The organism is Ensifer sp. Root278, assembly GCF_001429285.1.
GTDB lineage: Bacteria > Pseudomonadota > Alphaproteobacteria > Rhizobiales > Rhizobiaceae > Ensifer.
On sequence record NZ_LMJJ01000043.1, the window covers coordinates 416,814 to 435,797 of the forward strand.

Consider the following 18,984-nt stretch of genomic DNA (forward strand, 5'->3'; position numbering starts at 1 on the left):
AACCCTTGGGTCTCGCTGTCGTGGATGGTGACCGGCAAGACCATCGGCGGCCTGCAGCTCTATCCGCGCGCCAACTGCCTCGATCGCGAGACGGCGCTGMGGATGTGGACCGAGAAGGTGCAGTGGTTCTCSAACGAAGAAGGCAAGAAGGGCCGGATCGAGACGGGRCAGTTTGCCGACCTGATCGTGCCGAACAAGGAYTACTTCGCCTGCGCCGAGGACGAGATCTCGTTCCTGACCTCGGAGCTGACTGTTGTCGGCGGCAAGGTCGTCTATGCGGCCGGCGACTTCGCTTCCCACGACGAGAACCCGGTGCCGCCGGCGATGCCCGACTGGTCGCCGGTKCGCAGCTTCGGCGGTTATGCCGCCTGGGGCGAGCCCGATGGYGCCGGCAAGAACTCGCTCCGSCGCACGGCGATCACCGCGTGCGGCTGCGCCAGCAATTGCGGYSTGCATGGWCACGACCATGCCGGCGCCTGGACGTCAAAGCTGCCGATCGCCGATCTCAAGGGCTTCTTCGGCGCACTCGGCTGCTCCTGCTGGGCCGTGTGACGATAGCGGAAGGGCGCAAAATGAAAACGATCGTCGGCGCCGCCGCATTGGCAGCCTCCATCCTGATCACTTCGTCGGCNCTCCTGCTGGGCCGTGTGACGATAGCGGAAGGGCGCAAAATGAAAACGATCGTCGGCGCCGCCGCATTGGCAGCCTCCATCCTGATCACTTCGTCGGCSGCACTCGGCGACGATGGTGCACCCGCAAAAGATAACAAGCGACCCTCCTGGGCGAAGGTGGTGGTGAACCAATCGCCGGCGAAGGCGGGCGCCTACTACAAGGGCATTTCGCGGACCGCGTTCAGCAATTCGAAATGGCCGCAGACCCGATGAAGGCGGCCAAGCCGCCCGTTAAGTCGAAGACCGTCTAACAAGGAAACAAAATGCTGAGCCTGTCTTCTCTCGAAAAACATCTCGCTGCCCGCCTGTGGCCAAGCCACGCCGGGCGATGGATCGTCTTCGTCGGCCTGCTGGCGCTTTGCTCGGCCTATATCCAGGGGCCGCTGAAGAAGATCTTCGACTTTCCGGGTGCGCTTGCCGAGATGGATCATTTCGGCCTGCATCCGGCGCCGCTCTTTGCCGTCGGGGTCATCGTTTTCGAGCTTCTGATGTCGGCCCTCATTCTCATAGGTTTCTACCGCTGGGCGGCTGCCAGCGCGCTCGCGGCTTTCACGCTTGCCGCGACCTTCCTCGCGTTTCGCTTCTGGGAGCTTCCGCCCGGCATGGAGCGTGCGATGGCGACGAACGGCTTCTTCGAGCATATCGGCCTCAGCGGTGCCTTCCTGCTCGTCGCCTGCTACGATCTTCGTGAACGGGCATCCGCAGGAAAGGCTGGGCAATGACGGCAGCGAAGGAGGGCGCAGGGACGTTTGCGCCGTTGCGGCAGAAGGTCTTTGCGGTCCTGTGGGTGGCGACGATCATCGGCAATACCGGCAGTTTTATCCGTGATGTCGCCAGCTCCTGGCTCGTTACCGACCTGTCGGCGACGCCGGCCGCCGTTTCCATGGTCCAGGCGGCGGCGACGCTGCCGATCTTCCTGCTCGCCATTCCTGCCGGGGTTCTCTCGGATATTCTCGATCGGCGCAAATTCCTGATCCTGGTGCAGTTTCTGCTCGCATCCACGAGCCTCTGCCTGCTGTTTCTCTCCGCCACAGGTCTGCAGTCCGTGAGCTCGCTGATCGCGCTGACCTTCGTCGGCGGCATAGGGGCTGCACTGGTCGCCCCCACCTGGCAGGCGATCGTGCCTGAGCTCGTCTCGAGGCAGGACGTCAAGGGCGCCGTGGCGCTGAATTCGCTCGGCATCAACATCGCCCGCGCGATCGGTCCGGCGCTTGGCGGCCTGCTGCTCGCTTGGTCCGGCGCAGCCGTCACCTATGGCGTCGATGTCATCAGCTATGTCTTCGTGATCGCGGCGCTCCTGTGGTGGCGGCGCGGTGTATCGGAGGACGACGTTCTCGCGGAACGCTTCTTTGGCGCCTTCCGGGCGGGGTTGCGCTACGCACGCGCCAGTCGCGAGCTGCACGTGGTCCTGTTGCGTGCCGCCGTGTTCTTCGCATTTTCGAGCGCGATCTGGGCCCTGCTGCCGTTGGTTGCCCGCCAGCTTCTCGGCGGTGGCGCCAGCTTCTACGGCATCCTGCTCGGTGCCGTCGGCGCGGGTGCGATCGGCGGCGCGCTGGTGATGCCGCGCCTGCGCGCCCGGATGGATGCCGACGGGCTGCTTTTGCTTTCTGCGGTGCTCACGGCCGCGGTGATGGGCGTGCTCTCCTTCGCGCCGGCGCAATGGGTGGCGGTTGTCGCTTTGCTCGCTTGCGGTGCGGCCTGGATCACCGCACTGACGACGCTAAACAGCACCGCGCAGGCCATCCTTCCCAATTGGGTGCGCGGGCGTACGCTCGCCGTCTATCTTACCGTTTTCAACGGCGCCATGACCGGAGGCAGCCTGGCCTGGGGCGCCATCGCCGAAGCGATCGGCGTGCCCTTCACCCTCTCGGCGGCGGCTATCGGCCTTCTCTGCGTCGGCGTCGTCTTCCACGCCATGAAATTGCCGAAGGGAGAGGCGGACCTCATTCCCTCCAACCATTGGCCGGAGCCGCTGACCAGCGAGCCGGTCGAACACGACCGCGGCCCCGTCCTTGTGCTGATCGAATACATGGTCGACAGGGCGGACCGCTCCGAATTCCTGAAGGCGCTCGCCCGTCTGTCGCACGAGCGCCGCCGTGATGGCGCCTATGGCTGGGGCGTGACCGAGGACGCGGCTGATACCGGCCGCATGGTTGAGTGGTTCATGGTCGAATCCTGGGCCGAGCATCTGCGCCAGCACAAGCGCATGTCCAAGGCCGATGCCGACGTCCAGGAAGACGTTCGTCGTTTTCACAAAGGGCCGGCGGCGCCGGTCGTACACCACCTTCTCGCGATCAACCGGCCGCAGCTCGGTTGACGTGGGTTGCGTTCCATGGCGTCCATCCGGCGCCGCGGAACGTGCAGGAAGACACACACCCTAGAACCCAAGCAAAGGAACCGCTCCCATGACCGAGAACTTCGTCAGGACTGAAGACGGCGTCGATATCTTCTACAAGGATTGGGGCTCGGGCCAGCCAATCGTCTTTCACCATGGCTGGCCGCTGTCGGCAGACGATTGGGACGCGCAGATGCTCTATTTCGTCAGCAAGGGCTATCGCGTCATTGCCCATGACCGCCGCGGTCACGGGCGCTCGACACAGGTGAGCGAGGGCCACGATATCGCGCACTATGCAAGGGACGTTGCCGCACTCACCACCAAGCTCGGCCTTAGCGACGCCGTGCATATCGGCCATTCCACGGGCGGCGGCGAGGCCGTGGCTTATGTGGCTCGCCACGGTGCCGGCCGCGTCGCCAAGCTCATCATCGTCAGTGCCGTGCCGCCGATCATGGTCAAGACCGCGAACAACCCGGGCGGCCTGCCGATCGAGGTGTTCGACGGCTTGCGGGCTGGTCTCGCCGCCAACCGTGCGCAGTTCTTCCTCGATGTTCCGACTGGTCCCTTCTATGGCTTCAACCGGCCGGGTGCCGAGGTGTCTGAGGGCGTGATCCGGAACTGGTGGCGCCAGGGCATGATGGGCAGCGCCAAAGCCCATTACGAGGGCATCAAGGCCTTCTCGGAAACCGACTTCACCGAGGACCTCAAGGCGATCGACGTGCCGACGCTGGTCATGCATGGCGACGACGACCAGATCGTTCCGATCGACGACAGTGCGCGGCTTTCCGTCAAGCTCCTGAAAAACGGCACGCTCAAGGTCTATGAGGGTTATGCCCACGGCATGCTGACGACCCATGCCGATGTCATCAATCCTGACCTGCTTGCCTTCATCAAGGCCTAAAAGGCTGGCATGATCCGCGGCGTCTCGGTGCCGCGGACCGTGCCGGGACAAATCTTGGCGCCCGCACCGTGTTGATCGCGGTGCGGGTTCCGTCGTTCAAGCATTTGCCTTCGCGGTTTTGCCAAGTGCCCCCATCAACCGGTCGATGAAGACGCGTACCTTGGGTGCGACAAGCTTCGTCGTCGGGTAGACGGCCCAGATCGCCAATGTCTCGGGTGCCGCATCTTCGAGGCGAATGCGTATCAGCCGACCTGCATCGAGATCGTCGGCGATATTCCAGTCGGAGAGCAGGGTGATGCCGGCACCGGCGAGGCAGGCCGCATGGCATCCTTCGATGCTTGTCGACGAAAAGCGGCTCTGCAGCCGCACATGGCTCTCGACCCCGGCGCTCAGAAAGGTCCAATGGCTGACGCCGTGCAGCGGCAGGCATTGATGATTGATGAGATCGCCACTGGTCCGCGGGCTCCCATGCTTTTCGACATAGGATGGGGAGACGACGAGGGAACGCGGGTTTTCGGCCAGTTTCTTGGCGATCAGACTGCTATCCTTCAAACGCGCGACGCGGATCGCCAGATCGATGCCCGACGCCACCAGGTCAGGCATTGTGTCGCTCATATCGAGCGAGACCTTGAGCCCCGGGTGATCATCAAGCAGCGAAGGCATGAGCGGAGCAATCAGCTTGATCGAGAAGGCAACCGGCGCCGAGATGCGCAGGAGACCGGTCGCTCCGTCGCCGTCACCCCTCAGGAGCGTTCGCGCCTGCTGTTCGGTTTCGAGCAGATCCTGGGCATAGGGCAGAAAGGTTTCGCCCTCTGGCGTCAGCGACAGGGACCGGGTCGTGCGGTGCATCAGCCGGACGCCAAGCGCCTGCTCCAGGGAGGCGAGCCGCCGGGTTGCGATCATGGGGGTGATGCCAAGCCGTCGCGCGGCCTCGGCGAGGCTGCCGCCGCTTGCCGCTGCGGTGAAGACGAGGACTTCGTCGAGGTTCATTGTATCGAAATCCGATATTCTTCTATGTATAATGACGACACTACAGCGAATTTCGATAAGGCGATAGATCAAGCCCATCTCTCCAGTGAGAAGGGCAAGTGAAATGGTTACCCACGAAACGGAGCATTCCGACCTCGGTCGAACCCGCCTCTACGCCATGGCCGTCGCCAGCGGTATCGCGGTTGCAAACATCTACTACAATCAGCCATTGCTGGGGCTCATCGAGGCCGAGTTTCCTGGCGAGACGGCCGTCGGCCTGCTTCCGACGGCGACGCAACTCGGCTACGCGCTCGGGTTGCTGCTTCTGTTGCCGCTCGGCGATATCGTCCAGCGGAGACGTCTGATCGTCGGGCAATTCCTGGCGATCGCGATAGCAGCGACCGCCGCTGCTTTGGCCCCGTCGCCATTCTTGCTGATCGCCGCCTCGGTGCTGCTTGGGGCAAGCGCCACCGTCGCGCAGCAGATCGTCCCGATCGCTGCGATGCTGTCCACGCCTGACAAACGCGGGGCGGCGATCGGCACGGTCATGGCCGGCGTTTTGACCGGCATCCTGCTCAGCCGCACGGTCTCCGGATTTGTCGGGGCCCATGCCGGCTGGCGCGAGATGTTCTGGGCAAGTGTGCCGCTCGCACTAGCAGCTTCGTTCCTGATGTTTCGGACCTTGCCGGATCTGCGCCCGGCATTGCGTTTGCCCTATCGCGAAGCCCTGGCCTCGCTCGCCACGCTTTGGCGGCGCGAGCCTGCGCTCCGTCTCGCTTCGATGGTGCAGGCGGCGCTTTTTGCATCCTTCACTGCGTTCTGGACCGTGCTCGCGCTTTATCTTGCGACGCCGCGTTTCAACCTGGGTGCGGATGCCGCCGGTCTGTTCGGCGTTGTCGGGGCAATCGGCGTCTTTGCGGCACCGGTCGCCGGCAGGATGGCGGATCGGCGGGGTGCGCTGTCCGTCGTCTGGTTCGGGGCGGCTTTGACGCTCGCTGCCTGGGTCGTACTCGGAGCCTGGGCCTCGATCGCCGGATTGGCGGTTGGCGTCATCGTGCTTGATATCGGCATCCAGGTCGCGTTGATCGCCAACCAGCACATCATCTATGCGCTCGAGCCCGCGGCGCGCAGCCGCATCAATACGGTCTTCATGACCAGCATGTTTCTCGGGGGAGCGGCGGGCTCGGCTCTCTCCTTCGCCGCCTGGAGCTATGGCTCTTGGCCCGGGGTCAGCGCGCTTGGCCTGGCGCTTGCGGCACTGGCGCTGGCCGCCAAGCTGCTTGCTCGACGAGCGGTCAGGCTGGAGACCTTGCGTTGAGGGTTGAACCTAGGGAGCATGTTTCTTCGGCCGGCGGACGGCCCGGATCGTTCCGCTTCCGCCACCGCCGCAGTAGAAGCGTTCACCGCCATCGGATTCCAAACCCGAAACGCCGGTTCCCGGCGGCATCACGATCCGCTCGAGCACTGACCCCGTTTCAGGGTCGATGCGCCTGAGGTCGCTGTCGTCGCCTTCCCAGGTGCCGTGCCAGAGCTCTCCGTCGACCCAGGTGACGCCCGTCACGACGCGCTTGGATTCGATGGTGCGCAGGATTGCACCGGTTTCGGGATCGATCTGATGGATCCTGCGACCTCGGTGCTGCCCGACCCAAAGGGTTCCCTCCGCCCAGGCAAGGCCGGAATCGCCGCCGCCGCCCGGTGCCGGGATCGTTGCCAGCACGCGGCCGCTCTCGGGATCTATCTTCTGGATGCGGTCCTCGGCGATCTGGAACAGGTGCTTGCCGTCAAAGGCGGTACCGGCATGCGCCGCGACATCGATCGAGCGCACCGGGTTCCCGCTTTCGGGATCGAGGGCATTGATCTTGTCGCCGGAGGCAAACCAGACGTTCCGACCGTCGAATGTGACGCCATGGATGTGGTCGGCGCCAGGGAAGGGGCCATATTCGCGGAGGATTTCGGCTTCGGATCGTTTCATGGTCTCAATCCTAATCGCTTGGCAGTGGACCGGGGAGTAACAAGACTGTCGGGAATGTGGGCACAGGCGGGATCACCCAGCGTCGCGCCCGCCCGCGGCCGACCGGCAGAACCTTGCCTTCCGAGGAGAGTTCTTCGAGCGCCCGTTGCACCGTGCGCGGGCTGGCATCGAGCGCGATGGCGAGAGCGGAGCTCGACCATGCCTCGCCGTCGCCAAGAAGCGCCAGCATCGCCGCATGCCGATCGTCGACCGGCGGTGCAAGCACCACGACCGCGTGGTCGCCACGCGGAGCCAGCCGGAAGCCGTCGCTGGTCGCGCTGATATCCGCGAATGCGCGGAGTTCGTCGCGAAGCCGGCCGATCTCGACCCTCAATCGTGCCCGGTGAGATTCGTCGACATGTTTCGCGCCGAAGGCACGGGCGAGCAAGGCGCGCCGCGAGACATCGGCCGGCCACGCCTCTGCGAGAGCACGCGCCAGCGCGAAGAGCACCGGCCGCGTTGCAAGCGAAACGGCGGAGGCCTCGCGCCGGATGATGTTTCGGCACGCATCGACCACCAGGGTACCGGAGTTGAACAGGGCTTCGACGTCGTCGAGCAGCAGCAGGCGCTCGCCTCCCCTGGTCAGAAGCCGGGCCGCCGGCGTCTTCAGGACAAGCGCTGCGCCTTCGACTTCCGCGACCAGCGCCGCTATGCCGGTTGCTCGCGCCGCTTCAGCCGCCCGGGCGAAGGCGCTGGCCGCCGAAGCGGTTTGCAATCGTCGAACGGCGAGGCCGGCAATCGCGAGCTCGTGCGTGGCTCTCGCCGGTGGAGTCAGCCGGCCCAGATCGACACCGGCAAGCATCTGTTCGGCCTCGTCGAGACGGCCGATCAGCAGCAGGCGGCGGGCGCCGAGATTGCGGGCGTGAGCGGCATTGAGGTGGTCGCCATGGTCTTCGAGCGTCGCGCGGGCTGCGTCGAGCGCCTTCATCGGCCAGGAGAGATCGCGCGAGACGATGGCGATCTCCGCTTCGGCAACGATGCATCGCGCGCGGGCCACGGCCTCCTTCGGGCCGAAGCCGCGCGCGGCCGCCTTCAACAGCGTCTTGGCGCGGCCGAGATCTCCGAGCTGAGCCATCGCGATGCCGCGGAGCGCCAGCGCCGGCGGGTCGTCGCGCAAGGCGACCCGCTTCAGCACGCCGAGGAGGTCACCAGCGGCCAGCGCCTGGCCTGCCGCGGTAATCAGCGAATCCATAGAAATCCCGTCACACTTGTCACTCCCCCAACAGTGCTTCGGCCTCTATCTATTGCTCGAACGGCACGGGACAACAGAGAGGACCTTCGAGGCACAATCAAGTGGGTTGGATCCAGACGGGTTGAAGGCATGCCGCGAGCGACGCCCAGGCGAACCTGCAATAGTTACAAAATTCTGCAAATTTCGGTGTCGGCTTTCCGCTGGCGCCTGCGTCTTACAGGAACCAGCAAGAGGAGGTGCTCTGCACGTCCAAACCTGCTGCGCGATCAGTTTGCACGTTATCGGCGCTGCCGGCCGTCTAACCGGGCGCTGCCAAGGAGATTGCAATGAGCAATTCGATTTATCGTTGGGTGATCGTGGCGGCTGGCGGCCTGCTTGGCTGTTTGGCGATCGGCGCCATGTTCTCACTTCCTGTTTTCCTGCTGCCGATCTCGCGGGATACCGGCTGGTCCGTCACCGGGGTCTCCAGTGCCATGACCCTCGGCTTTCTGGCGATGGCTTTCGCCAGCATTGCCTGGGGCAGTCTCTCCGATCGCTGGGGTGCGCGGCCGATCGTGCTCATCGGCTCGGTGCTTCTGGCCGTGAGCCTGATGGCGGCCAGCTGGGTGACTTCGCTGATCGCCTTCCAGATCGTCTTTGGCGTCGTTGTCGGCACCGCCACGGCGGCGATCTTCGCGCCGATGATGGCCTGTGTTACCGGCTGGTTCGATACGCACCGGAGCCTCGCCGTTTCGCTCGTTTCGGCCGGCATGGGCATGGCGCCGATGACCATGTCGCCGTTTGCGGCATGGCTGGTTTCCGGCTATGACTGGAGAACTGCATTGCAGATCATCGCCGTCGTCGTCGCGGTCATCATGATCCCGGTGTCGCTTCTCGTTCGCCAGGCGCCGGCACTTGCTGTCGGTGCTGCGGCGGCCTCTCCCGAGGAAGAGGCGCAATCGACGATGACGACGAGCCAGGTGCTGAAATCGCCGCTCTTCATTATCCTGCTGCTCACCAACTTCTTCTGCTGCGCAACGCATTCCGGCCCGATCTTTCACACGGTGAGCTACGCCATCACTTGCGGTATCCCCGTGATGGCGGCCGTTTCGATCTACAGTGTCGAGGGGCTCGCTGGCATGGGCGGACGCGTCGTCTTCGGCCTGCTCGGCGACCGCTTCGGGGCAAAGCGCGTGCTGGTTCTCGGGCTGCTGGCGCAGGCTTTTGGGGCACTTGCCTATGTCTTCGCCGCGGGGCTCGGCTCATTCTACGCTGTCGCCGCCCTGTTCGGCTTCATCTATGCCGGCGTCATGCCGCTTTATGCCGTGCTTGCCCGCGAGAATTTCCCCCTGCGGATGATGGGAACGGTCATCGGCGGAACGGCCATGGCCGGCAGCCTCGGCATGGCGACGGGACCGATTGCCGGCGGCATGATCTATGATGCGATGGCCAGCTATACCTGGCTCTATGTCGGCTCCTGGGGCATCGGTCTCGGGGCGTTCCTGATCGCGCTCACCTTCAGGCCCGCACCGCGCTATCAGCAGGCGGTTGCAGCGGCGTGAAGCAGTGCACTGAGATCGACGAGAAAGGGCTCCACCGGAGAGGTGGAGCCCGATCGAGTTGAGCTTTCATTTCGAGACGGCTGCGCCCGTCTTAGCGATCGTCGATCCTGACCGTTCGTGCGCCGACATGGAGCGCCCGGCCGGCCCCCATGCCCATGATCGCCACGCCGATGCCAAGGGCGATGAAGAGTATGGAGCTGGCTGCGAAGTTGCCGGTCCAGCTGCGAATGAAGCCCACGAACAGCGGGCCGATGGCGGCGAGCACGTATCCGACGCCCTGGGCCATGCCGGAGAGGTGGGCTGCGACATGGGAATCGGGCGAGCGCAGCACGATGAGGGTCATCGCCGCGGCAATCAGGCCACCCTGTCCGATACCTTGAAGAACGGCCCAGACGAGCACCGTCGACAGCGGCGCAAAGAGGATGCCGATCAGGGCGATGACGGCAGCGGCCGCGAGCGTCACGCAGACGGCGCGCTGGTCCCGGCGGCGGACGGCAAAAGACGGCACGAGCAGGCAGGTGATGACCTGCATCATGATCGAGGCCGAGACGACCGCGCCGGCGGTTGCGGCATCAAGGCCGCGCTCGCGAAGGATCGGCGCCATCCAGCCGAAGACGCAATAGGCCAGTGCCGACTGCAACCCCATGAACAGGGTTACCTGCCAGGCGAGGCGATCGCGCCAGAGGCCGACAACGCGGAAGCCGCTGTGGCGGGCCTGCGCCTTGCCACGCAGCGCCTGTGGCGCCCAGATCAGGAGCACGATCAGAGCTGGCACCGCCCAGGCTGCGAGCGCGCCGGACCAGGAGCCGGCGACATGGTGCTCGATCGACAAAGTGAGGCCGGCGGCACTGGCCGCGCCGGCGCAGAGCGCCATAGTGTAGAGGCCCGTCATCATCGCGGCCCGGTCGGCGAAGTCACGCTTGACGAGGCCTGGGAGGAGGACGTTGCCGACCGCGATCGCCGCACCGGCGGTAAAGGTCGCGAGGAACAGCAGCGGCACGGATTGAACGCCGCGCAGGCCCGTGCCGAGCGTCAGAAGCAGCAGCACGCCAAGAAGCGTGCGCTCGGCGCCGAAACGTTGCGCGAGTTTTGGCGCAAGCGGCGCGAAGATGCCGAGGCAAAGCACCGGCAGGGTGGTGAGTACGCTGGCGCCTGCGGTCGACAGGCCGGTTGCCTGCATCACCTCGGGCAGCAGCACTGAGAGGCTCGAAAACAGTGGCCGCAGGTTGAAGGCGATCAGGACGAGGCTCACGCCAAGAAGAACACGGGCGCTGCGGCTCAAGACAGGCGGTTGCGGCGCCGGCAGGCTGTCGGCCTCGGCATCGATGAGCTGGTCTTCGAGGTCCAGTGGCTCGGCGGTCTCGGCCTTGTGGGGGTCACGAAAAGTCTGGTTCATTGGGTAAGAAGCCGATCAAGTTCAGCGAGGACGGGGGCCATGAACGCCCGGACGGAGGCCGCGGCCTGGTCCGGATCACCGGACGCGATGGCCTCGACGATCGCCGCATGCGCCCGGTCGTCCGGTTCGGGAAGGTCGCCACGAAGGGTCGAGTGGATGGTTTCGAGGATGGCCGAGGTGAAGAAATCATAGAGCTCGACGATCGCTTTGTTGCCCGATGCCTCGACGATCGATCTGTGGAAGGCGATGTCGCGTTGGCCAAAGGCATCGCGTCCTCCATCGGCCACCGTGCCGCGGGCGCCAAGCAGCTTGAACATGCGTTCGAGGTCTTCCGGCGTATGACGGAGTGCCGCCAGCCGCGCCGCCTCGACGTCGAGTGCCGCGCGTGCTTCCCACTGGTCGCGCAGACCGGTGCGCTTGACCCGGTCGAGCGCGCCCGAGGTGTCGACGGTTGAGCGGACATAGGTGCCGGAGCCCTGGCGGGCGTCGAGAAGGCCCTTCGAGATCAGGACCCGAACGGCTTCACGCACGGTGCCGCGGCTGACGGCGAGTAGTTCGGTGAGTGCCGTTTCGTTCGGAATGCGCTCGCCGACTGCCCAGCGGCCGCTGAGGATTTCCGTTCGCAGGCTTTCGGCTGCGCTCTCGGTGAGATTGGTACGATTGATCGGCTGCATCGTCTGCTCATCAAGTCATCAGATGATTTGATGCATAGGCCGAGTTGATGCGTGAGTCAACGCGGCCGGGCGGCACCAAGGGGCAGCGAACCGGCTCGAGTCTCTTTCCCTGAAGCGTGCCTCGTCGAGGACCTGCGAGCCAGCACAACCGGCAGAAGCCGGAAGTGCTGGCTGGAATGTCTAGAGCATCCCGCTCTCAGGTGAAGTCACTGGAGGCGGAAAGATGCGCTAGAATCAAAGTGCTAGAGCGTCCTTTGTGCGTTCAGTTGACCGCACGGCGCTCTGTCGTTGACCGGCCGCACTACAGCCGGACCGCCGACCTCAGTTGAGCCTGAGATCGAGGCCGGGATGCAGTTTCTTGAGGTTCGGCAAGGATTTTGATTGCCACGGGATTTCGGAGGTCCCGCGCACCGTCAATTGCACGTTCGGCCGGTTGCGCGCCTCGATCGTCAGTTTGGCGAGCAGGTTGATCCCGGACGAGTTCAGAAACTGCAATTCGGTCAAATCGATCGTGATGTGCTCAGGCTCGGTTTCGAGCACGCCCATGACGGTCGAGAAGATCGGGGCATAGGCTTCCGTTCCCGGCAGCCGCATCGTGCCTTCGAAATGGATGTCGTTGCCTTCGGACCAAACGCGATACTCTTCTACGTCCTTGTTTTCCATGTTCACCGGCTCATCAGTTCGAGAGGTCTGGGACCGCAATGGAGGCATAGGTCTCCAAGGAGGTTTCGCCGTCGTCACCCTGGGCGCCAAAAACCCAAGCGAAACGAACGCCATAATCGCTCATCAGCGTCAAAAGACCAAGCCCCGAGCCGCTCTTGCCGAGCCCGGTTGCGTTTGCCTCGATACGCTCGATGAGCAAGTCGCCGGGGTCGCCGTCGGCGATCTCGGAAAGCAGTTCCTGGAAGCGGGCGGCCGCTTCGTTGTCGATCACGTTCGACACCTTCGTGCGGAAGCTGTGGCCCTCGAGGGCAGCCTCGACGACGACAGAACCGGAGGCGCGGAACTTCACGGCATTCTCGACCAGTTCGTTGGTCAGGTAGCCGATATTGTGGCGCACTTCCCGATAGGTGTTGCGCGAAGCGCGGTAGCGCAGCGCGGCGAGTTCGGCGACGAAATCCGAAGCCATGGCGCAATGCTTCCAGCTGAGATCGAGCGGCCCGTCGTAGAGACGCAGCCGGGTCATCTTCTGGTGGGCACCGATCGTCAGGTCCGCCAGTCCGTAGAGCGTGGTCATCTGATCACCTGTGTCTCATGACGACGAGCGTGATGTCGTCATATATCTTCTGCTCGCCGATATGCGCCATCAGGTCCTCGAGAATACCCACCTTGGCGTCCTCGGCGCTGTGGCCGTAAAATTGCCGGGCGCTTTCGCACAGCCGTTCGATCCCGAAAAGCTCACCCTTGGCGTTCATCGCCTCAGTCACCCCGTCGGTGTGCAGGACGATCATGTCGCCGCGGCCGAAGGATATCTCGCGGGTGGCGACGAAGCGCGAAATATCCGATTCGAGACCGATCGGCAGGCCGAGGTCGAGCGTGTCGATCCGCTCGATTTCGGCACCCTTGCGCACCACGATCAGCTCCTCGTGCTGCCCCGACAGCGTCAGGCGGCCGTGGTCGTAGTCGAGGAAGGCCAGCGACAGATGCTTGTCGGTGTTGGTGCGCACGATGTTCTTGTAGATGGCGCGGTTGAGGCGGTTGAGGAACTGCTCCGGGTCCATGTCGCCGGCTTCCTGCAGGGCGCGGGCGACCGACTGCACCATCAGCATCAGCACACCGCTTTCAAGGCCATGACCGGTCACGTCGCCGATGCCGATCTTAAGGCGCTCGCCGTCACGCAGCACGTCGTAGTAGTCGCCTCCCACCTCGTCGGCCGGCCGCATATAGGCGGCGATCTCGAGGTCGGCGATTTCCGCGAGCTCGCCGGCCTTCGGCAGCACCATCATCTGGATCTGCTTGGCGACGGCGAGTTCGGCCCCAAGGCGCAGGTTCTCGCTGCGCAGTTGGGTATTCAGCGTCGAAATCTGGTGGTTGGCGTCCTCGAGCTGCTTGGTGCGTTCGGTCACCAGGTTTTCGAGGTTCTCGGTGTGGTAGCTGATCTCTTCGGCCATGCGGTTGAACGCGATGGCGGCTTCACCGACTTCGTCGCGCGTCGTAATGGGCACACGGACGGAATAGTCCTTCGCTTCGATGCGGGTCGCCGCTCCGGCGAGCGCGCTGATGCCGCGGGTAACGCGCTTGGAAATGCCGAACACGGCGAGCGTGACGAACAGCAGCGAAGCGAGCAGGGCCAGGATCTGATAGATGAGGATGCGGTTTGTCGCTTCAGAGATACTCGCCTGCGCCGCAAACAGTGAGGCATAGATTTCCCGCTCCGGCACGACGATGCCAATCGACATGGTCTCGCGGCGAACCGGACCGGACACCCAGAAGTTCTCAGGCGCGAGCTGCTTCAGGAGAATGAGGTAGGGGACCTTCTCACCGCTCTCGTCGAGTAGTACCCGCTGAATGGCGCCATCGGCGCCAAGCGGCAGCTCTGTGATCGCGGGCTGTACGCTGCGGCGTAGCGAGCGCTCCAACCCGGTGACGCCTTGTCCACCAGTGTCGCTCGACCGCTGCAGGCCGATTACCTTTTCGCCGACCGGATTGATGGCAAGCACATTGCCGTCGGACATCACCAGAAATCCGAAGCCACTGTCGCCGACTTTGACGCTTTCGACAACCTCGGCCAGTTGATCGAGCGTGATATCGGTTCCGGTCGCTCCGGCGACACCCTTGCGATCGGGCGTCCAGAGCGGCTGGAAGAAACTGACGATCAGTTTGCCCGAGGCGGCATCGGTGTAAGGTGCCGTTTGCGTGGTATCGGCTGCAACGGGCCTGAGGTTCGGATGCTTCGCCCATTCCTCCCAGGACTCGTAGAGGCCGGGGAAGAAGAAGCTCCAGAAGTTGGCTTCGTTGTGACCGGGGTAGAGACGGTCGAATGTCTGCGCCTGATCGGCATAGGGCGCCATCCGCAAGATCGGCCGTTCTTTTGGCCCGACATAGTACATCTGCAGTTTGGAGCGGCCGTGCGCAAGCAGGGCGGGAGCAACCAGATCGAGAACGGCGCTGTTCTCGATATCGGTCTGCACCTCGGGCAGCGGCCGGTGGTCGGGGCCAAGGAGATAGCTCCAAACGCTTACGCTCGAGAGCTGTCCTGGAAGGTTCTGCGCCCACCCACCTTTGGGATCGTAGGTGACTGTAACGGATTCCGGTGCGTGCCGGGCAAGTGCCTCCCCCACGTCGGACCTGCGCACGGGGCGGTCGATCTGCGCCTGCAGCACGCCCGCGAGCGTGGCGACGTCGGCGTGAACCTGGCCGAGCAGAAGATTAACCCGCGCGGCCGTCGAAACCGCGTAGGTGCGCATGTAATCTTCGTTGGCCTTTTGCAGGCCCTGTCCGACCTCCGTCGTCGCGTCACGCGACAATCTTTGAACGTTCCAGAGCGCCAGACCGCCTGTTAGCAGGAGGTCGAAGAGCACGGCGCTGCCGACGACCAGTACGAACTTGGCGCGAAAGGATCTCAAACCGAACCGGGGACGTTGGATATTGCTTGCGCTCATAGTGGTTTGCGCCCGGACGCTGCCCAGATCGGCCAGCCTGCATAGCCCTTCGGATGCAATGCAGCGAAGATGTGGTCCCGGAAGCCCTGGCGAAAACGGTCGATGAATTCGGGTGCTTCGCCGTGTCTCGCCGCCATTGCCGCAAACATCTTCTCCCAGCCGGCGATGATGTCGGCGAAATCCTGTGGGTCACCGTCCAGATTTGTGACCATGAAGGATTCAACCAGGATGTCGTCGAAGCCCGCGTCGGCGAGATAGCGCCGGCTCTTCGGCCCGAGCTCCACATCCATCTCGAAATGGCTCAAAAGCCTCGCGAGCTCGTTGTAGGTCCATTGGATGCTTTGCGCCCGCGGCTCGCCGAGGCAGTGCGAGTTCTTCTCGTTGGTGATGTAGACCCGGCCGCCCGGCTTCACGATCCGATAGAGTTCCTTGAGAAGCAGCTCCGGCTGATTGAAGATCTGCAGCGAGTGGCGGCAGGCCACGAAGTCGAACTGGTTGTCCTCCAGTAGCATCTCCGACGCATCGCCATAGGTATATTCGATACCCGTCACGCCGAACTCCGCCGCCACCGTGCGGGCATAGGCGAGGCTCGGCTTCGAGTGGTCGAGGGCGACGATCCGCGCCGGCTGAAACTCCTTCTGCGCGAGCACGGCGAAATCGCCGATGCCGCAGCAGATGTCGGCCACGGCGATTCCGGGCCGCATGCCGTGGCGCGGCAGGATGGTGCGCTCGTGGCGCCAGGTCAATTTCGTCTGCGCGCGGAGGATTGGAATGAAGCTCGTATCCTCGAAGTAGTCCTGGCCGGGATAGAACATCGAATCATAGACCTCGACGGAGATCTGCGGCTCGATCGTGCTCAGGTGCCGGAACATGCGCGTCGTCCAGCTGACGACGCTGGACGTGACGATGACCAGACGCAGGTCCGATCGCTCGCGGCAGGCGTCGAGGGCGACCCGGATGAAGGCCTGGAAGGCCGTGTTGTTCATCTGGATGAGGCGCTTCACATCAATATAGAGAACGCCGCGCACCGCATCGATCGCTTCTCTCAGCGCATGGATGCTCTCGGCGATTTCATCGATCGAACGCGGCCGAATCGTTCCAGCAAGCGAGAAGATCTGGCTGTTCGGGTCAAAACCGACCTTGAAACGCTGAGGAAGACCCGCCGCGATCAACTCACCATTCCTTCACCTTCAAGAGGAAGATCCACGATCAGGGTGATGGCCGGAGCCGCATCCTCGTCAAGCCGGAGGCGGGCGTCGTAGTTCACAGCGAGGTCCAGAAGCACCGATTCCCGGCTGGGGGCAAGGTCGTTGGAAATGGCGTCGAGGTAGCGGGCCTGGGCATCGCTCTCACGGGTTTTCGATACCGCTTCACGATAGAAGCGCGCCTGGCCCGGCGGGCAGGGGAAGCTCAGCTGAACCCGCTCCGTGGCGCCTTGGCGATAGATCGACAACCCGATCTTGCCGTCGGTGGTGCCGCCGCGAAATGAAACCTCGAGAAGCTCGTTGAGCGCGGAGGAAAAGAAGTTCGAATGCCGTACCGGATCGGTCCGGTTGTGGCTGATCATACGCGCGAGGTAGCTCGAAACATGATCGCAATGGTGCCAGTCCGAGAGGAAATCTTCCATCTCCATATCGAACTGAAGCAAGGGCTCGAAAGCCGTCTCCGTGGTCTTGTTGACACTAGCACCCATGCAGCAATGTCCTCCGCACCCCGAACTCTGCCACGGCCATACGGCACTTTCTATAATGATTTCTAACCACGCAACCCCCGGATTTTGCACGTAAACAACCCAGGTGATGCGCCGCGCGTCCCGCCGCGCAACGCACGGATGCGCCTAGAGCGTTGCCATTGCCGACGAGCGGCGAAGATAGGCGCCAATGGCGTCCGCCGGCATCGGCATGCCCAGGAAGTAACCCTGCAGCCGGTCGCATCCCTCTTTCCGCAGCCAGACCGCCTGTCCAACCGTTTCCACGCCTTCGGCGGTCACGCGCATACCAAGGCCGTGGGCAAGGCCGATGATCGACCGGACGATCGTCTGGCTCTTTTCGTCGCTCTCCAGATCCTTGATGAAGTAGCGGTCGATCTTGATCGTATCGAAGGGGAAGTTCTTGAGGTAGCTGAGCGACGAATAGAAGGTGCCGAAATCGTCGAGGGAGATCTGGATACCGAGCACGTTGAGCGTGTTCAGCGTGTCGAGGTTGTTGGTCGTGCGTTCAAGCAGCACCGATTCTGTGACCTCGAGCTCAAGCCGGTCGGCCCTCAAACCTGCCATGTCGATCGCCTGGGCGATCCGGTCTGTCAGGCCCTCGCGCAGGAACTCCGCCGGCGACAGGTTGACGGCGACGGTGAAGTGCGACGGCCAGGTGGCAGCCTGCCGGCAGGCCTCCTCCAGCACCCATTGGCCGATCTCGTTCATCAGGCCGTCCGCTTCCGCCATCGGGATGAAGACGTTGGGCGGGATCGTGCCGACCAGCGGATGGTGCCAGCGCACAAGCGCCTCGAAGCCGACGATCGAAAATGGCGGCTCGACGAGCGGCTGGTACTCGATCGAAAACTGCTTGTCCTGCAGCGCGGTGCGCAGACTGCGGCGCAGCATCTCGCGCTGTTCGAGCACGATCAGCATGGAGCGGCTGAAGGTCTTTGCCCGGCCCCGTCCGTCCTTCTTGGCGGCATAAAGCGCAATGTCCGCCGCCTTCATCAGTTGCTCGATGTCGTTTCCGTCATTCGGCGCAATGGCAATGCCGATGCTGGCGCCGACGAAGACGGAGATGCCGTCGATCGTGAAAGGTTCGCTGAACGCCTGGATCAGGGTTTCGGCGAGATACTCGGCGTCTGCCGGCTGGTCGCTGTGGCGCTGGATGACGGCGAACTCGTCGCCGGCGAGGCGATAGGCGACTTCGCCGTCGCGAAGGGTGCCGCGGATGCGCTCGGCGGCCATTTTCAAGACCGCGTCGCCGGCGCCGTGGCCGAGCGTGTCGTTGACCGGCTTGAAATCGTCGAGGTCGATCTGCATCAGCGCCAGCTTCTCGCCCGGCGTCGGCAGGATGCTTTGCAGATCGTCGCTGAACTGCCGCCGGTTGGGCAGGCCGGTCAGCACGTCGTGGGTCGCCTGGTGCAGAAGCAGCGCGCGCTCGCTTTCGCCATGGCTGCCCACCTCGCGGCGGGTCGAGCGGCCGCTCGTTTCGAGCACGCCGATGCCACGCATGGCGCGGAAGACGAGCAGCGTGCGCCGTGATTTGGTGGTGGCGTCGACGACTTCGACGCTGCGCGGCACGCCGTGAGCGATGACGGATTCAACCGCGGCCTTCGACACCGGCGCAAGCAACTCGGGATAGAGATGCCACAAGGTGGCATCGACGAGCGTGCCGACTTCGTAAGTTTCCTGCAGCGCCGGCGAGGCGCCGGTCAGATGAAAGGCTTCGTCATAGAACGAGAGGACTTCGTCCAGATGGGCCGCAACGGGATCTTGCACTGAAGCTGAAGCAGACAAGGTTGCGTCAGTGTCCGGCATGCTTGCCTTTCCCTCTCTATTTCGAACGCGCCGGAAGAATGTAAAAGCCCGCTCCAACGGCGCTCCGGTTCGGCTCGTCCTTCTGCAAAGCTACCGCGTCGCCCGCCCGGGTCAATGCCAATAGGCTGCTTGCGATCTTACCTGTGGAAACCTCGCTTCGGAGCATGGCGAGCGCTGC

Annotated in this window: 17 protein-coding genes; 6 read left to right on the plus strand and 11 right to left on the minus strand. The window is 63.8% G+C overall.

The window, feature by feature from the left end; translation table 11 throughout:
- The 4 genes from ASE60_RS35930 to ASE60_RS31105 form a co-directional block, all read left to right on the plus strand.
- Positions 1–552, plus strand: a 552-nt coding sequence (locus ASE60_RS35930) for an amidohydrolase family protein (protein WP_244495742.1), incomplete at its 5' end; no start/stop codon positions are given.
- A gap of 382 nt (positions 553–934) precedes the next feature.
- Positions 935–1,393, plus strand: a complete 459-nt coding sequence (locus ASE60_RS31095; protein ID WP_082616254.1) for a DoxX family protein — start codon at positions 935–937, stop codon at positions 1,391–1,393.
- On the plus strand, positions 1,390–2,988 hold the full coding sequence (locus ASE60_RS31100; RefSeq protein WP_057255443.1) for an MFS transporter: 1,599 nt from the start codon (positions 1,390–1,392) through the stop codon (positions 2,986–2,988). The genes ASE60_RS31095 and ASE60_RS31100 overlap by 4 nt, the downstream gene beginning before the upstream one ends.
- Before the next feature lie 88 nt (positions 2,989–3,076).
- A complete protein-coding gene (locus tag ASE60_RS31105) occupies positions 3,077–3,907 on the plus strand; it encodes an alpha/beta hydrolase (protein WP_057255444.1) in 831 nt (276 codons plus the stop codon).
- A gap of 96 nt (positions 3,908–4,003) precedes the next feature.
- Here ASE60_RS31105 and ASE60_RS31110 read toward each other — a convergent pair whose 3' ends face one another.
- Complete coding sequence (locus ASE60_RS31110; protein ID WP_057255445.1) at positions 4,004–4,897, minus strand: LysR family transcriptional regulator; 894 nt, start codon at positions 4,895–4,897, stop codon at positions 4,004–4,006.
- Between the two features lie 103 nt (positions 4,898–5,000).
- On the opposite strand from ASE60_RS31110, the gene ASE60_RS31115 reads away from it, so the two are divergent.
- Positions 5,001–6,194 (plus strand): MFS transporter, encoded by a 1,194-nt coding sequence (locus tag ASE60_RS31115; protein WP_057255446.1) that lies wholly within the window; start codon positions 5,001–5,003, stop codon positions 6,192–6,194.
- 9 nt (positions 6,195–6,203) lie between these two features.
- Here ASE60_RS31115 and ASE60_RS31120 read toward each other — a convergent pair whose 3' ends face one another.
- Positions 6,204–6,848: a PQQ-binding-like beta-propeller repeat protein gene (locus ASE60_RS31120; protein WP_057255447.1), complete on the minus strand. Its 645-nt coding sequence runs from the start codon at positions 6,846–6,848 to the stop codon at positions 6,204–6,206.
- A gap of 10 nt (positions 6,849–6,858) precedes the next feature.
- Positions 6,859–8,079, minus strand: coding sequence for a hypothetical protein (locus ASE60_RS31125; protein ID WP_057255448.1), 1,221 nt, complete (start codon positions 8,077–8,079; stop codon positions 6,859–6,861).
- A 326-nt stretch (positions 8,080–8,405) separates the two neighbouring features.
- Between ASE60_RS31125 and ASE60_RS31130 the strand changes: the two genes are divergently transcribed.
- Positions 8,406–9,620 (plus strand): MFS transporter, encoded by a 1,215-nt coding sequence (locus ASE60_RS31130; protein WP_057255449.1) that lies wholly within the window; start codon positions 8,406–8,408, stop codon positions 9,618–9,620.
- Positions 9,621–9,711: 91 nt separating this feature from the next.
- Here the strand turns inward: ASE60_RS31130 and ASE60_RS31135 are convergent, their stop codons facing one another.
- The 8 genes from ASE60_RS31135 to ASE60_RS31170 form a co-directional block, all read right to left on the minus strand.
- On the minus strand, positions 9,712–11,016 hold the full coding sequence (locus ASE60_RS31135; protein WP_057255450.1) for an MFS transporter: 1,305 nt from the start codon (positions 11,014–11,016) through the stop codon (positions 9,712–9,714).
- The gene (locus ASE60_RS31140; RefSeq protein ID WP_057255451.1) at positions 11,013–11,690 is read right to left on the minus strand and encodes a FadR/GntR family transcriptional regulator; all 678 of its coding nucleotides are present in this window, start codon (positions 11,688–11,690) and stop codon (positions 11,013–11,015) included. The genes ASE60_RS31135 and ASE60_RS31140 overlap by 4 nt, the downstream gene beginning before the upstream one ends.
- A 321-nt stretch (positions 11,691–12,011) precedes the next feature.
- A complete protein-coding gene (locus ASE60_RS31145) occupies positions 12,012–12,353 on the minus strand; it encodes an STAS domain-containing protein (RefSeq protein WP_057255452.1) in 342 nt (113 codons plus the stop codon).
- A 13-nt stretch (positions 12,354–12,366) separates the two neighbouring features.
- Entirely contained in the window at positions 12,367–12,927 is a 561-nt protein-coding gene (locus tag ASE60_RS31150) for a hypothetical protein (protein WP_057255453.1), read from the minus strand.
- 4 nt (positions 12,928–12,931) lie between these two features.
- Complete coding sequence (locus ASE60_RS31155) at positions 12,932–15,292, minus strand: SpoIIE family protein phosphatase (protein WP_057255454.1); 2,361 nt, start codon at positions 15,290–15,292, stop codon at positions 12,932–12,934.
- Positions 15,289–16,464 (minus strand): class I SAM-dependent methyltransferase, encoded by a 1,176-nt coding sequence (locus tag ASE60_RS31160; RefSeq protein ID WP_057255455.1) that lies wholly within the window; start codon positions 16,462–16,464, stop codon positions 15,289–15,291. The genes ASE60_RS31155 and ASE60_RS31160 overlap by 4 nt, the downstream gene beginning before the upstream one ends.
- Positions 16,461–16,985, minus strand: coding sequence for a hypothetical protein (locus tag ASE60_RS31165; RefSeq protein WP_057255456.1), 525 nt, complete (start codon positions 16,983–16,985; stop codon positions 16,461–16,463). The genes ASE60_RS31160 and ASE60_RS31165 overlap by 4 nt, the downstream gene beginning before the upstream one ends.
- Positions 16,986–17,129: 144 nt before the next feature.
- Complete coding sequence (locus ASE60_RS31170; RefSeq protein ID WP_057255457.1) at positions 17,130–18,806, minus strand: EAL domain-containing protein; 1,677 nt, start codon at positions 18,804–18,806, stop codon at positions 17,130–17,132.
- Positions 18,807–18,984: the final 178 nt, after the last annotated feature.